Source organism: Streptomyces platensis (assembly GCF_008704855.1).
Lineage (GTDB): Bacteria > Actinomycetota > Actinomycetes > Streptomycetales > Streptomycetaceae > Streptomyces > Streptomyces platensis.
The window spans coordinates 7,865,325-7,879,077 of sequence record NZ_CP023691.1; the positions used below are offsets into that span (position 1 = coordinate 7,865,325).

The 13,753-nt window shown below is 71.8% G+C and carries 14 protein-coding genes; 6 read left to right on the forward strand and 8 right to left on the reverse strand.

The annotated features are described in order from the left end of the window. Positions 1 to 39: 39 nt before the first annotated feature. Genes CP981_RS34670 through yczE form a run of 3 tightly spaced genes read right to left on the reverse strand, consistent with a single transcriptional unit; the run spans position 40 to position 2,928 of the window. Positions 40 to 1,407, reverse strand: coding sequence for an MFS transporter (locus tag CP981_RS34670; protein ID WP_085922236.1), 1,368 nt, complete (start codon positions 1,405 to 1,407; stop codon positions 40 to 42). Positions 1,408 to 1,453: 46 nt separating this feature from the next. Beyond that, positions 1,454 to 2,254 (reverse strand): glycerophosphodiester phosphodiesterase family protein, encoded by an 801-nt coding sequence (locus tag CP981_RS34675; RefSeq protein WP_085922235.1) that lies wholly within the window; start codon positions 2,252 to 2,254, stop codon positions 1,454 to 1,456. Then, positions 2,251 to 2,928 carry a membrane protein YczE gene (gene yczE, locus CP981_RS34680; RefSeq protein WP_244330105.1) on the reverse strand — a complete coding sequence of 226 codons (678 nt, stop codon included), beginning with the start codon at positions 2,926 to 2,928 and terminating at the stop codon, positions 2,251 to 2,253. The genes CP981_RS34675 and yczE overlap by 4 nt, the downstream gene beginning before the upstream one ends. A 107-nt stretch (positions 2,929 to 3,035) precedes the next feature. Here yczE and CP981_RS34685 point away from each other — a divergent pair, with 107 nt between their 5' ends. Further along, a complete protein-coding gene (locus CP981_RS34685) occupies positions 3,036 to 4,541 on the forward strand; it encodes an SCO1417 family PLP biosynthesis transcription factor (RefSeq protein ID WP_085922234.1) in 1,506 nt (501 codons plus the stop codon). Positions 4,542 to 4,605: 64 nt separating this feature from the next. On the opposite strand, the gene CP981_RS34690 is transcribed toward CP981_RS34685, so the two are convergent. Beyond that, complete coding sequence (locus tag CP981_RS34690; protein ID WP_085922233.1) at positions 4,606 to 6,417, reverse strand: hypothetical protein; 1,812 nt, start codon at positions 6,415 to 6,417, stop codon at positions 4,606 to 4,608. Positions 6,418 to 6,573: 156 nt separating this feature from the next. Next, complete coding sequence (locus CP981_RS34695; protein WP_018092434.1) at positions 6,574 to 6,768, reverse strand: hypothetical protein; 195 nt, start codon at positions 6,766 to 6,768, stop codon at positions 6,574 to 6,576. A gap of 195 nt (positions 6,769 to 6,963) precedes the next feature. Here CP981_RS34695 and CP981_RS34700 point away from each other — a divergent pair, with 195 nt between their 5' ends. Further along, positions 6,964 to 7,392, forward strand: a complete 429-nt coding sequence (locus CP981_RS34700; RefSeq protein WP_085922232.1) for a YchJ family protein — start codon at positions 6,964 to 6,966, stop codon at positions 7,390 to 7,392. Between the two features lie 52 nt (positions 7,393 to 7,444). Here the strand turns inward: CP981_RS34700 and CP981_RS34705 are convergent, their stop codons facing one another. Both CP981_RS34705 and ku read right to left on the reverse strand, forming a co-directional pair. Then, on the reverse strand, positions 7,445 to 7,822 hold the full coding sequence (locus tag CP981_RS34705; protein ID WP_085922231.1) for an RNA-binding S4 domain-containing protein: 378 nt from the start codon (positions 7,820 to 7,822) through the stop codon (positions 7,445 to 7,447). A 47-nt stretch (positions 7,823 to 7,869) separates the two neighbouring features. Continuing rightward, complete coding sequence (gene ku, locus CP981_RS34710; protein ID WP_085922230.1) at positions 7,870 to 8,985, reverse strand: non-homologous end joining protein Ku; 1,116 nt, start codon at positions 8,983 to 8,985, stop codon at positions 7,870 to 7,872. A 30-nt stretch (positions 8,986 to 9,015) separates the two neighbouring features. Between ku and ligD the strand changes: the two genes are divergently transcribed. Further along, positions 9,016 to 9,993 (forward strand): non-homologous end-joining DNA ligase, encoded by a 978-nt coding sequence (ligD, locus tag CP981_RS34715; RefSeq protein WP_244329931.1) that lies wholly within the window; start codon positions 9,016 to 9,018, stop codon positions 9,991 to 9,993. Here the strand turns inward: ligD and CP981_RS34720 are convergent. Beyond that, complete coding sequence (locus CP981_RS34720; RefSeq protein WP_143658796.1) at positions 9,967 to 10,395, reverse strand: hypothetical protein; 429 nt, start codon at positions 10,393 to 10,395, stop codon at positions 9,967 to 9,969. The two genes, ligD and CP981_RS34720, sit on opposite strands and share 27 nt — an antisense overlap. 485 nt (positions 10,396 to 10,880) lie before the next feature. On the opposite strand from CP981_RS34720, the gene CP981_RS34730 reads away from it, so the two are divergent. From CP981_RS34730 to CP981_RS34740, 3 genes are all read left to right on the forward strand, one after another. Beyond that, on the forward strand, positions 10,881 to 11,762 hold the full coding sequence (locus CP981_RS34730; RefSeq protein ID WP_085922228.1) for an endonuclease I family protein: 882 nt from the start codon (positions 10,881 to 10,883) through the stop codon (positions 11,760 to 11,762). Between the two features lie 128 nt (positions 11,763 to 11,890). After that, positions 11,891 to 13,147, forward strand: coding sequence for a D-alanyl-D-alanine carboxypeptidase family protein (locus tag CP981_RS34735; RefSeq protein ID WP_085922227.1), 1,257 nt, complete (start codon positions 11,891 to 11,893; stop codon positions 13,145 to 13,147). 291 nt (positions 13,148 to 13,438) lie between these two features. Further along, complete coding sequence (locus CP981_RS34740) at positions 13,439 to 13,642, forward strand: cold-shock protein (protein WP_085922226.1); 204 nt, start codon at positions 13,439 to 13,441, stop codon at positions 13,640 to 13,642. The last annotated feature ends 111 nt before the right edge of the window (positions 13,643 to 13,753 follow it).

The following is a 13,753-nucleotide window of genomic DNA, read 5'->3' on the forward strand; positions in this document are numbered from 1 at the left end:
GAGCCAAAGGCGTACACTACCGCCCCGCACCCCCGGAGGCTAAATCCGGTCAGGTACCGGATTTCCGGCCGCCTCGATCGCCCGGCCCACCGGGACCCGCGCCAGCAGGACAAAACCGACTGCGAAGAACGCCACCAGGGACACGATCGCGTCCCGGTAGCTCCCGGTGAGCTGATAGGCCACCCCGAACACCAGTGGTCCCAGCCAGCTCACACCCCGGTCGCTGATCTCGTACGCGGAGAAATACTCCGCCTCCTTGCCGCGCGGCACCAGATGCGAGAACAGCGAACGCGACAGCGCCTGGCTGCCGCCCAGGACCAGCCCGATGCCCACGGCGAGCGCGAAGAACCACAGCGGCGCCTTCGCGGGCAGGAAGTACCCGGCCGCGAGGGTCAGCGCCCAGGCCACCAGCGAGCCCAGGATCGTCCGCTGTGCGCCGTACCGCCTGGCGAAGCGGCCCATCAGCAGGGCACCCGCCGCGGCCAGCACCTGCACCAGCAGGACCGCGACGATCAGCGTCGTCTGGTCCAGCTTCAGCTCCTCGGAGCCGTATACGGACGCCTGGGTGATCACCGTCTGAACCCCGTCGTTGTAGACGAGATAGGCCAGGAGGAAGGACAGGGTGAGGGGGTGGCGGCGCATCCCGCGCAGCGTCTCCCGCAGCTGCCGCCATCCCTGGCGGGGCGAGGTGCCGGGCGCTTGGGCGGCGGCCGTTCGCCGGTCGCGCAGCCGGCGCAGCGGAATCAGCGCGAAGGTGGCCCACCACAGCCCCGCCGACGCCAGGCAGATGCGCACCGCGGTGCCCTCGGATATGCCGAGGGCTTCGTGCTTGCCGTAGAGCGCCAGATCGGCGACCAGGACCAGTGCCCCGGCCGCGTAGCCGAAGGCCCAGCCCCGGGAGGAGACCGCGTCCCGTTCGTCGGGCCGGGCGATCTGCGGCAGGAAGGAGTTGTAGAGCATCATCGACACCACGAACGACACATTCGCGATGATCAGCAGCGCCCCGCCCAGCAGATAGCGCTCGCCGGCCAGGAAGAACATCCCCGCCGTCGCCGCCGCGCCCGCGTAGGCGCAGCAGCCCAGCAGTGGCTTCTTGCGGCCGGTCCGGTCGGCCAGCGCCCCGGCGAGCGGCATCGCCACTACGGACAGCAGCAGCGACGCGGACACCGTGTACGCATAGAAGGAGCCCGCGCGTACCGGGAGGCCCAGCGGGTGCACATAGCCGTGCGCGTCCGCGGCGGCCTTCGCCACCGAGGTCAGGTACGGCCCGAGGAACACCGTCAGGACCGTCGTCGAGTAGACGCTGTTGGCCCAGTCGTACCAGTACCAGCCGCGCTGTTCGCGGCGCCGGTCGGCCGACTCGTCCAGAGCCTCCGCCGGTGCGCCGTGCACGCCTGTCCTCGTCATCCCGCCCCCGTTCACCGCGGCGGACGGCCGACGGCCCACGGGCGGCTCAGACCCAGCACCCCCGCTCGGTCAGCACCGTCCGCAGCGTCTCGATGTGATCGGTCATGATGCCATCCACGCCGAGATCCAGGAGGGCGGTCATCCGATCCGCGTCATTGACCGTCCAGACGTGCACCTGCATGCCCAGCGCATGCGCGGCGCGCAGGAACAGCGGATCGACGACCGGGAGGCCGGACTGCTTCTCGGGGACCTGGACGCAGACCGCGCTGCGCCGCACCGCCGCGCCCAGCAGCCGGTCGAGCGGCAGCACTCCACGGCCGTATGAGCGCAGCCGCAGACCGGCCACCCCACGGGTGCCGAGCGAGCTCGCCATCCGCCGGCCGGCCAGCCGCTGGGCCCGCGCCACCCGGGCCTCCGAGAACGAGCCGACGCACACCCGGTCCCAGGCGCGGGTGCGCCGGAGCAGGTCCAGCAGCGGCGGCAGCGCGGCCTCGGCCTTGAGGTCGACGTTCCAGCGCGCCTCGGGGAACTCCTCCAGCAACTCCTCGAACAGCGGCAGTGGCTCCCGGCCGCCGACCCGGGCCCGGCGCACCGCCTGCCAGGGAAGCTCTCCGATCGCGCCGCGGGTGTCCGTGACGCGGTCGAGTGTCGCGTCGTGGAAGGCGACGAGCCGGCCGTCCGATGTGGCGTGCACATCGGTCTCCAGGTAGCGGTAGCCGAGGCCGACCGCGCGCCGGAAGGCGGCGGCGGTGTTCTCCAGGCCCTCGGCGTCCCCGCCCCGGTGGGCGAAGGGGAGCGGTCCGGGGTGGTCGAGATAGGCGTGGCGGATGCGTATCGCTGAGGTCACTCCGGCAGTATGGCGGGCTCAGGTGAAGCCTCTCCGCGGGCCACCACCGGGGACGGTTTCACGGGTGCGCCCGGGACCGCGAAACGGCGGAGGAAGAACTGCGCCAGGGGGCCGATGGCCAGCGCGTAGACGACCGTGCCGACGCCGACGGACCCGCCGAGCGCAAAGCCCGCCGCCAGCACCGTCACCTCGATGCAGGTCCGCACCAGCCGCACCGGGCGGCCGGTCCGCCGGTGCAGGCCGGTCATCAGCCCGTCGCGCGGCCCCGGGCCGTAGTCGGCGGAGATGTACAGCCCGGTCGCGGCGCCGTTCAGGAGGACGGCGCCCGCCAGCAGCGGGATACGGGCGCCCAGCGAATCCAGCTCCGGCACCCAGGCCAGCGTCGCGTCCATCACCAGCCCGAGGATCACCACATTGGACACCGTGCCCAGGCCGGGGCGCTGGCGCAGCGGGATCCACAGCAGCAGGATGAGCGCGCCGGAGACGATGGTGACCGTGCCGATCGACAGCCCCGTATGGCGGGATATGCCCTGGTTCAGCACGCTCCATGGCTCCAGCCCCAGCTCGGCCCGCAGCATCAGGCCCATGCTCACGCCGTACAGCGTCAGCCCCGTATAGAGCTGGACCAGGCGGCGCACCGGCAGGATCCTCCGCGGGCCGGGCTCACTGATCATGGACACGACTTTTCCCCCTCCTGGCAGGATTGGACCGACGCATGACACCATGTGGCGTGTCCGGGCTCGGGAAGTAGAGCCAATTCGGGGAAGGTGGACTGATCTTCATGGCTCAGTGGACTTCAGCGGTTGGCGCGGCCCAACTCGCCCGGCTGCTCCGGTCGCAGGACCCGCGCGATGCCCAACTCGCGGTCGGCGGCCGCCGGTTGCCCGCGTATCGCAGCCTCGCCGACGGTGTGCGCCTGCTCGTGCTGGAAGGCCGGATACCGGTCGCCGCCCGGCTGCCTGCCGAGCGGGAACTGGCCGCGGCCTTCGGCGTCAGCCGCACCACCGTCGCCGCCGCCTACGAGGCGCTGCGCGCCGAGGGGTTCCTGGAGTCCCGGCGCGGCTCGGGCAGTTGGACCGCCGTCCCGGCCGGCAACCCACTGCCCACCCGCGGTCTGGAACCACTGCCCCCGGAAGCCGCCGGCTCCATGATCGACCTCGGCTGCGCCGCCCTCCCGGCCCCCGAGCCCTGGCTCACCCGCGCCGTCCAGGGCGCCATGGCCGACCTTCCGCTCTATTCCCACACCCACGGCGACTACCCGGCCGGGCTCCCCGTCCTGCGGCAGGCCCTCGCGGACCGCTACACCGCCCGCGGTATCCCCACCATGCCGGAACAGATCATGGTGACCACCGGTGCGATGGGCGCCGTCGCCGCGATCTGCCGGCTCTGTACCGGCCCCGGCGAGCGGGTGGCCGTCGATTCGCCGTCGTACGCCAACATCCTCCAGCTGATGCGGGACGCCGGCGCCCGGCTCGTACCGGTCGCCCTCGGGGACAAGCTGGCCGGCTGGGACATCCCCGTCTGGCGCCAGGTGATGCGCGACGCGGCGCCCCGTATGGCCTATGTCGTCGCCGACTTCCACAACCCCACCGGCACCCTCGCCACCGAGGACCAGCGCCGCCGCCTCGTCGACGCCGCCCGGTCGGCCGGCACCCTGCTCGTCGTCGACGAAACCATGACCGAGCTCCGGCTGGACGAGGACACCGAACAGCCCCGGCCGGTCTGCGCGTTCGACCCGGCCGGCAGTGCGGTGATCACCGTCGGCTCGGCGAGCAAGGCGTTCTGGGCCGGGATGCGGATCGGCTGGGTGCGCGCCGCCCCTGACATCATCCGCAGCCTGGTCGCCGCCCGCGCCTACTCCGACCTGGGCTCACCGGTTCTCGAACAGCTCGCCATCGCCTCGCTCCTGGAGACCGGAGGCTGGGAGCAGGCCATCGGCATCCGCCGCGAGCAGGCCCGCGAGAATCGCGACGCCATCGTCGAGGCGCTGCACCGGCATCTGCCCGACTGGGAATTCAGCGTGCCCCGCGGCGGCCTCACCCTCTGGGCGCGGACCGGCGGACTCTCCGGCTCCCGGATCGCGGAGGCGGGGGAGCGGCTCGGCGTACGGGTGCCCTCCGGCCCGCGCTTCGGTGTCGACGGCGCCTTCGAGGGCTTCGTACGGCTGCCGTTCACGGTCAATGGGGCGGTGGCCGACGAGGCCGCGGTCCGGCTGGCCGGTGCGGCGCGACTGGTGGCGACGGGTGCGCCGGTGGAGGCGGAGCTGCGGCACACGTTCGTGGCCTGACGGGCGGGGCCGGCCCCGTAGTTCAGGGCTGGGCGGCCGTCAGGAGCGGGTGCGCCCCAAGGACTCACCCCTCCGTTCGCACGGCCTCCACCGACCCCTTGATCACCCGGGGCTCGCCGCCCTTGTCGGTCCGCACCCGCGTGCTCGCGCCCAACGGTTCGGCCGTGGACCCGGACTCCTTGGCCTCAGGTGCCGCCGCGGCCGCCGCGGGCCCCTCGTCCGCCGGGGGCCCGTCGTCCGCTTCCGCTCCCTCGGCGCGCACGGACGGGCCGGCCGCCACCGCCTTGCCGACGTCCATCCGCTTGCCGCCGGTCACCGGCTCGCCGGGCTCCGCCCCGTCGGCCGGGGCCGTGTGCTCCGGCAGCAGCGCCGTGACCGCCTCCCGGTGTGCCTGGCCGGTGGCGTCGTCGAGCGGATCGGGCGTGGCCGGGACCTGGAGCCGGAGCACGGGCGCGTTCCCCAGCCGCGCATAGCCCCGGCCCGGCGGCACCTGCGCCGGCGGCGTGGTGTGCGGCGGCGCCCCCAGCACCGCCCGGACCTCTTCCGCCGTGGCGGGGCCGAGCACCACCCGCGCCTTGGTGTGCGCCCGCACCGGATCGCTCAGCAGCTCGGCGGTCTCGAACTGGTCGGCCACGACGACGGTGACCTGGGCGGCCCGGCCGTGCCGCAGCGGCACCTGTAGCCATCGCTGCGGATCGTCCCGCTCCTCCGCGACCGCGATATGGGACAGCGCCGTCGGACGGTCCGCGATGATCCACAGCGGCCGCCGGGTGTCGTCCGGCGCCGCCCCGCCGGCCTGCCGCGCACGGTTCCCCGCGATCAGCCGCCGCTCGGTCTCGTGCGAGGCCCACTCCAGCGTCGCCAGCGCCCCCGCCAGCCCGCTCTCCACCCCGAGCACGCCGGGGCGCCCGACCAGACACCCGTACTCACCGGTGCCGCTGCCGTCGATGATCAGCACATCGCCGTGCTGGAGCGCCTGGAGGGCGATCGAGCGCAGCAGTGTCGTGGCGCCGGTCCCCGGCTGCCCCAGGACGAGCAGATGCGGTTCGGTGGAGCGCTGCCCGGTACGCCAGACCACCGGCGGGGCGTCCCGGGTCTCCTCCCCGCCGGTGACCGGCAGGGTCCGCTGTACGGAGTCCGGGTCGGTGAACCCGAGCACCGTCTCGCCCGGCGAGGTGACGAAGCGCTGGGCGGCGATATCCGTGGGCAGCGCGTCCAGCACGGTCAGCGTGAGCTGATTGGCCAGCTCGTCCCACGCGAAGCGGTACTCCCGGCCCCGGCCGGCCTTGGCGTACAGCACCTGCTCGATGCGGACCCGGGACCGGTCCTCACCGTCGGTGAAGTACGCCGGGTACTTCAGCTGGAGCCGTTCCAGCCGCCCGCTGTCGTCGAAGGCGTACTCGGCGAAGGCCCGCTCCCAGTCCCCGCCGTGCGCATACAGCGGGCTGGGGTCGCCCTCGGCGGAGAGGTAGGGCACCAGCGCCTCGTAGAGCGCCCGCAGCCGCTCGGTCTCGGCCTCGCTGGGGCCGGTCACCACGGGCGTCCGCTCCCGCCCCGCCCAGGCCCCCGCGCCCATCACTCCGATCAGGGCGAGCAGCGGCCCGTACGGCACCAGCCACACCACCAGCACACACGCGGCCACGAAGAACGCCAGCGGCCCGCGCTGATCCTTGGGGGTGTCGGCCCAGCGTCCCCGGGCGGCCGCGCCCAGCCGGCGCAGCCCCCGGCCGATGGTGATCAGCGGATGGAACACATCGGAGGCGCTGTCGGCGGCGCTGCGCGCGAATTCGCGGCTGCGGGCGAGCGAGGCGCTGTGTGCCATACGGGCAAGTGGTGCGCTGTTGGTCAGGATGCGGGGCAGGGGGCGCCGGGCCACATCTTCTCCTGTTGCTCGTGCGGTGGTCGTGGGGGATCGGCGGGGGCTGCGGGCCGGGGAGCGGGCGGCACACGGAGCCGCCCGGACGGGAGCCGGTGCGGCCCGTTCGGGCGGGACCCGTGGCGGTGCGCCGGAAGCGGACGGCGGCTACAGGCCCTAGATCTTGATCCCCCCGAGGAGGCTCGCCAGGCTCGCCCCGCCGGCTTTGATGCTGGGCGCGATGGCGGAGCTGGCGAGATAGAACCCGAAGAGCGCGGAGACCAGAGCGTGGGACAACTTCAGGCCGTCTTTCCGGAAGAAGAGAAAGACGATGACACCGAGCAGGACGACGCCGGAAATGGACAGAATCATGGGGGTTCTCTCCTGGGTGGTGGGGACGGTCACCATGAGCTCTTCCAGCCTCACAGTACGTATCAAGCCACGAAAAGCTGCAAATGGGTGATTTGTCAGGGAAATTCCCTAAATGGGTGCAGCTCCAGGGCGCGCCGGGTCCGGGTGTGCTCGGCGTGTCGCGGACCGGCCCCGCCGACCCGGCACAATCGTGGGGTGTCGAAGCAGAAGAACAAGCCCCGCCGCCCCGCCGCCGTCACCCCCGCCTCGCCGTGCCCCTGCGGACGCGCCGGGACCTACCGCGACTGCTGCGCCCCGATCCATCAGGGGCAGGCCGCGGCCCCGACGGCGGAGCGCCTGATGCGCTCGCGCTACAGCGCCTTCGCCGTCGGCGACACCGCATATCTGCTGCGCACCTGGCACCCGACGACCCGCCCGGCCGGCCTCGACCTCGAACCCGCGCAGCACTGGACCGGCCTGGACATCCTCGGCACGACCGGCGGCAGCGCGTTCCACACCGAAGGCACCGTGGAATTCCGTGCCCACTACAGCCTGCACGGCCAGGCCGACAGCCAGTACGAGCACAGCCGCTTCGTCCGCGAGGGTGGCCAGTGGGTCTATCTCGACGCGCTGCCGTCGGCGTAGCCCGCACCCGCCGGTGCGGGCCCGCCCCCGTGCTCGCAGCGGCCGGGCCGGATCACCGTCCGCCGCGCAGCTGGTCGATCTCGCGGCGGTCGCGCTTGGTGGGACGGCCGGTACCACGGTCGCGATGCCCGAGCGCCGGAATCTCCTCGCGCGGCGGGGCCGGCGGGCTGTTGTCGATGAAGCACTCCGCGGCGACGGCCGCGCCCACCCGCTTGCGCACCAGCCGCGAGACGACCACGATCCGCTCCCGGCCCGCGTGCCGCAGCCGCACCTCGTCACCGTTGCGCACGCCATGGGCCGGCTTCACCCGCTCGCCGTTGACCCGTACGTGCCCCGCGCGGCAGGCGGCCGCGGCCAGCGAGCGCGTCTTGGTGAGCCGTACGGACCAGATCCAGCTGTCGATGCGGATGGTCCCCTCGTCTGAAGCCATACCAAGACTCTAGAACGGACGCCCGCCGGTAGGGCGGCCCGACGGCCCTACGCGGACGACCTCTTGCCCGTCTTCTTGGCCGCGGTCTGTTTGGCCGCCGTCTTCTTGGCGGTGGCCTTCTTGGTGGCGCTCTTCGACGCGGTGCTCTTCGATGTGGTCTTCGTCGACGTGCTCTTCGAGGCCGTGCTCTTCTGGGAAGTGCCGGCGGACGCGGTCTTCCTGGCCGTCGAAGTGCCCTTCGCCCGGCCGCCGGCCGCCTTCGGGGCAGCTGCCGCCTTCTTCGCCGGAGCCTTCTTGGCGGCGCCCCGCTCCGCCTCGCCTCTCTTCGCCGTCTTCCGCCCCCGTATGGGCGTCACGGACGCCGACTCCGCCTCCGCGTCGGCCTCCCCGCCGCCCCGGGCCGCCCGCACGCTCTTCTCCAGCGCCGCCGTGAGATCGATGACCTGGGCCCCGGACGTGCCCGACGCGGCGGGGGCGACCGGTTCGCCCTCCAGCTTGGCGGCCACCAGCTCCTCGACGGCCTCGCGGTAGTCGTCGTGGAGTTCGGCGGGGTCCAGCTCGCCCAGGGAGTCCATCAGGGTCTCGGCCAGCGTCAGCTCGTTCTCGCGGAGCTCGACATCGTCGGGGGCCACACCGGTGACGGGCCGGATCTGATCCGGCCACAGCAGCGTATGCATCACCAGCGCCCCGTCGTGCGCCCGCAGCATCGCCAGGGATTCCCGCCCCCGCATCGCCACCTTGCCGATCGCGACCTTGCGGTGGTCCTCCAGCGCCTCCCGCAGCAGCGCATACGGCTTGGTGGCGGCCGCCCCGTTGGGCCCCAGGTAGTAGGCCTTGTCCATCTGGAGCGGGTCGATCTCGTCGGGGTCGGTGAACGAGAGGATGGACAGCGTCTTGGCGGTGGGCATCGGCAGCCGGGACAGATCGTCGTCGGTGATCGGCACGATGGTGTCGTCGCCCGGCGCCTGGTAGCCCTTGCCGACTTCCTCGTTCGGGACTTCCTCGCCGTCCAGTTCACAGATCTTCCGGTACTGGATCTGCGCGCCGTCCTTCTCGTGGATGCGCACGAAGGACACCGACGAGGTGCGGTCGGTGGCGCTGTAGGTCTTCACGGGGATGGTGACCAGACCGAACGATATGGACCCATTCCATATAGAACGCATATTTCATCCCTTGTGTGGGATTCTCATCGTATGTCGCCGATCACCGTCGTGGAGGGGCGGCGCCTCTCGCTGACCAACCTGGACAAGGTCCTCTATCCCGAGACCGGCACCACCAAGGGTGAGGTGCTGCACTACTGCACCACCACCGCGGGCCCGCTGCTCGCCCACCTCCACGACCGGCCGCTCTCCTTCCTGCGCTACCCCGACGGGCCGGACGGCCAGCGCTTCTTCACCAAGAACGTTCCGCCCGGCACGCCCTCCTGGGTGACGACGTGCGAGGTCCCCCATTCGAGGTCGGGGCCCACCCGGCAGGTGCTGCTCCAGGACCTGCCCGCGCTCGTCTGGGCCGCCAACCTGGTCGTCGAACTGCACACCCCGCAGTGGACCCGGCAGGCGCCGGGCATCGCCGACCGGCTCGTCTTCGACCTCGACCCCGGCGCCCCGGCCACCATCGTGGAGTGCTGCACCGCGGCACAGTGGCTGCACGACCGGCTGGCCGCCGACGGCCTCGATGTCTACGCCAAGACCAGCGGCTCCAAGGGCCTGCACCTCATCGTGCCCGTCGAGCCCACGCCGTCCGAGCGGACCACCGCCTACGCCAGAAGCCTCGCCGTCGAGGCCGCGGCGGCCCTCCCGGACCTGGTCGTGCACAAGATGACCAAGGCGCTGCGCCCCGGCAAGGTCTTCATCGACTTCTCCCAGAACGCCGCCGCCAAGACCACCGCGGTCGCCTACACCCTGCGCGCCCGTGCCACCCCCACCGTCTCCGCCCCGGTCACCTGGGACGAGATCGCCGGATGCACTGAGCCGCGGCAACTCACCTTTCTCTTCGACGAGATCGAGCCCCGCTGTGCCCGGTACGGCGATCTGCTCGCCCCGCTCCTCGACCCGGACCGCGCCCGCCCGCTGCCCGCCGCCGCGTCCCGTCGGCCGGGAACGGCCCGGGGTGAGCCCCGGGCCGGTGGCGGGCCGGCCGGCCGCTCACACCGCGTGCGGCCGTGGCCATGACGCGCGTGCGGCGGTCCCGAGCCAGTTGATGACGGCACCGGCCGTGGTGTCGCCCAGGGCCGCGATCTGCGCCAGAGCGGCCAGGTCCCCGTCCGTCGGAGCCACACCGGCCGCGGTCAGCGCCGCCTGGAGGTCCTGCCGCCGGCGATCGGGCAGGGCCACCGGCCCCTGCCGCTGCTCCTCGGGGCGCGGGGGCAGGAACGGGCGGTCCTGCGGCTGCCGGGGGCCGAAGGAAAGCCGGTCCTCAGGGCGCGGCGGCGGCAGCACATGGTCCACACGGGACGGGGGCGGCGCCCCCTGCGGATCCATGGGCGCGCCGAGGCGTTCCTCGGGGCGCGGGGGAGCGAGCACATAATCCGGCGTCACGCCGTACGGCGGGGGAGTGGGGCGAAAGTGCGCCATGGGGCCTCCACAACTCACGGTCCGAAGAATCCAAGGGATTCGGAGAATGCGGCTGTCACTTCTCCGGAAGCCGGGCGGCGCCTGTTCGGTTGCGCACGGTGCGTGAGTTCACCCGATGGGCTCAAGGGCTGCCGCCGTCCTCGTCTCGTTCGACCTCCGCACCGCCGTGGCGGTCGTTCATCACCCGGACTTCGCCGCTGCGGCCCATCGGCTGGCCGAACTGCTCGCCCCCGGCGGCCGCGGGACCGGCCCCGCCGCGCCGAAAGCATTCAACTCGCCGACAGCGCACGGCCCTTGGCGAACCGGCGGCATTTTCTGGTGAATTCGGTGATTGCCACGGGGCGGACACATAACTCTCCCCAGGTGTTCACACTGTGGTGATTACTGCGATGGAAAGCTGTTAACGGCCGCTCCCAACGGCCGGTGCCGGTCGTGCCCCACATTTTCACGACTCGGCGCCACAATTCGGGGAGAGGACACCCCTCGTGGACAACAAACGCGTGACCCGTCGCGCCCGTATCGCGCTGGCGCTCGCCGGTGGCACGGCATTGACGGCGGTGGTCGCACAAATTCCGGCGAATGCGACGGCCGGTCAGGCCGCACCGCACCGGGCCGCTGCCGCATCCGCAGCTCAGCATGCGTCCCGGTCCGCCGGCACGGCTGACGGTACGTCGTATGACGACACGTACTACAAGGACGCCGAGGGCAAGACCGGCCAGGCACTCAAGGACGCGCTGCACCGGATCATCAGCACCACTCAGACCGGAAAGCTGACGTACGACCAGGTCTGGGACGCCCTCAAGGAAACCGACCAGGACCCGGACAACAGCGGAAATGTCATTCTGCTGTACACCGGCCGTTCGCAGAGCAAGGACGCCAACGGCGGCAACCCGGACGACTGGAATCGTGAGCACGTCTGGGCGAAGTCGCACGGTGACTTCGGTACCGATACCGGCCCCGGTACCGATATCCACCATTTGCGCCCGGAGGATGTGTCCGTCAACAGCATCCGCGGCAACAAGGACTTCGACAACGGCGGCACGAAGGTCGACGAGGCGCCCGGCAACTTCAGCGACGACGATTCCTTCGAGCCCCGGGACGCGGTCAAGGGCGATGTCGCCCGCATGATCCTGTACATGGCCGTCCGCTATGACGGGGGCGACGGATTCCCCGATCTGGAGCCCAATGACAACGTCGACAACGGCACCCAGCCGCATATCGGCCGGCTTTCCGTCCTCAAGAAGTGGAGCGAGCAGGACCCGCCGGACACCTTCGAAAAGCACCGCAACCAGGTGATATTCGACAAGTACCAGCACAACAGGAACCCGTTCATCGACCACCCCGAATGGGTCGGCAAGATCTGGTAGCCCTTCCGGCCGGGCCCGGCGGTCATGTCGCCGGGCCCGGCCCACCGCCTACGGCAGTCGGGGCGCCCGCGCATCGGATGGAGTAGGCCAACCAGCGCGCGGCCGCGGTCGTTTCTAGCGTGGGCCACATGTCTAGCGTGAGTTGGGCCTCCGTCAGAGTCGCTACCGCCGCCACCGTTTGTGCCGCGGGCCTGTGGGCCGCGCCCGGTCAGGCAGCCGCCGATGGCCCGCACGGCATCGACGACCTGCGGCCCGCGGCGCACACGGCCGAACCCGCCGAGGCCGAGAGCCGGCTGGACGGGCGCGGAGTGCAGTTCCGGCCCCGGCCGGACGTGCCCGAGCTGCCGGAGGTCACCGCCCTGTCGTGGATGGTGACGGACCTGGCGAGCGGCAAGGTCCTCGCGGCCAAGGACGTCCACCGGCCGCTGCCACCCGCCAGCACCCTCAAGACGCTCTTCGCCCTGACGGTGCTGCCGAAGTTCTCCCAGGGCGAGGTGCACACGGTCTCCCTGGAGGACCTGGCCGGGATCGAGTCGGGCAGCTCCCTGGCCGGCCTCAGGGAGGACATGCCCTACCAGGTCGCCGACCTGTGGCGTGGCGTGTTCCTCAGCTCGGGCAGCGATGCGGTGCACACCCTGGCCAGCATGAACGGCGGCTGGCGCAAGACGATCGACGATATGCAGGAGACCGCCCGCCGCCTCGGCGCCCGCGACACCCGGGTGGCGTCCGCGGACGGCTTCGACACACCGGGACAGGTCTCGTCCGCCTACGATCTGACGCTCTTCGGGCAGGCCGGGCTGACCAACGCGGACTTCGCCCACTTCGCCTCGACGAAGCGGGCCCAACTCCCGCAGGAGGGCGGCCCGGACTCGTTCACCATCCAGAACACCAACCGGCTGCTGGTCGGCTCACACGGCGTCAGACCGTACGACGGCCTGATCGGGGTGAAGAACGGCTATACGACCCATGCCGGCAACACCCTGATCGCCGCCGCCCGGCGCGACGGCCGGACGCTGCTGGTCACCCTCATGAATCCGCAGTCCGGCGGCCGGAACGCCGTCTACGAGGAGACCCGCGCCCTGCTGGACTGGGGCTTCGAGGCGGCTCCCCGGGCCGCGGCCGTCGGCGTGCTCCCCGCCATGGAGCGCGATGAGCTCACCGGTGAACCGCGGCCCGTCGCCCACCGGCCGCGGCCGGTGCCGCTGCACAAGGCCGGGATTGCGGCGCAGACGGACGGCGTGCTGTTCACGCGGAACTGGTGGTTCCTGTCCGCGGCCGGCGCCGTCGCGGTCATCGGCGCCGCCGGGCTCGGCACCGTGCTGTGGCGGCGCCGGCGCACCGCGAACGCGAGCGGGGAGAGCGAGTCCGGGTCCGGGTCCGTCTGAGGCCGTCCCCTGCCGCCGGCTGTCGTACATCCATCCGATCGGTCAGGAAGACGGAGGACAGCCGATGGCCTTGCCCGGTGAAGGGCGACGCGTCAGCCACGGTTGTGCGGCCTGCCGGGCGTTGCTCGGTGTAGCGTCCTGATCAGCTGTCGTGGTTCCGAAGTGCCGGACGCCCGTGTCGCCTTCACGGGCGTCCTTGCTGTGTAGCGCGTCTCCGGGCCAGGGCGATCACCTCCGGGTTCCGCAGCACGCGGAAGCCGATTCGAGCCCATTGAACGAAGGAGACGGAATATGGCTTCAGGCACCGTGAAGTGGTTCAACTCGGAGAAGGGCTTCGGTTTCATCGCCCAGGACGGCGGCGGCGCCGACGTCTTCGCGCACTACTCGAACATCGACGCCACGGGCTTCCGCGAGCTCCAGGAAGGCCAGAAGGTGACCTTCGAGGTCACCCAGGGCCAGAAGGGCCCCCAGGCGGAGAAGATCCGGTTGGCGTAGGTCCGGGCGACTCGCCCCTCGGTGCCCGCTCCCGACCCCCGGGGCGGGCACCGTCGTGTGGCGCGCGGCCGGGGCGGACCACGCGGTGCTCATCCGTACGGCGTAAGCGGT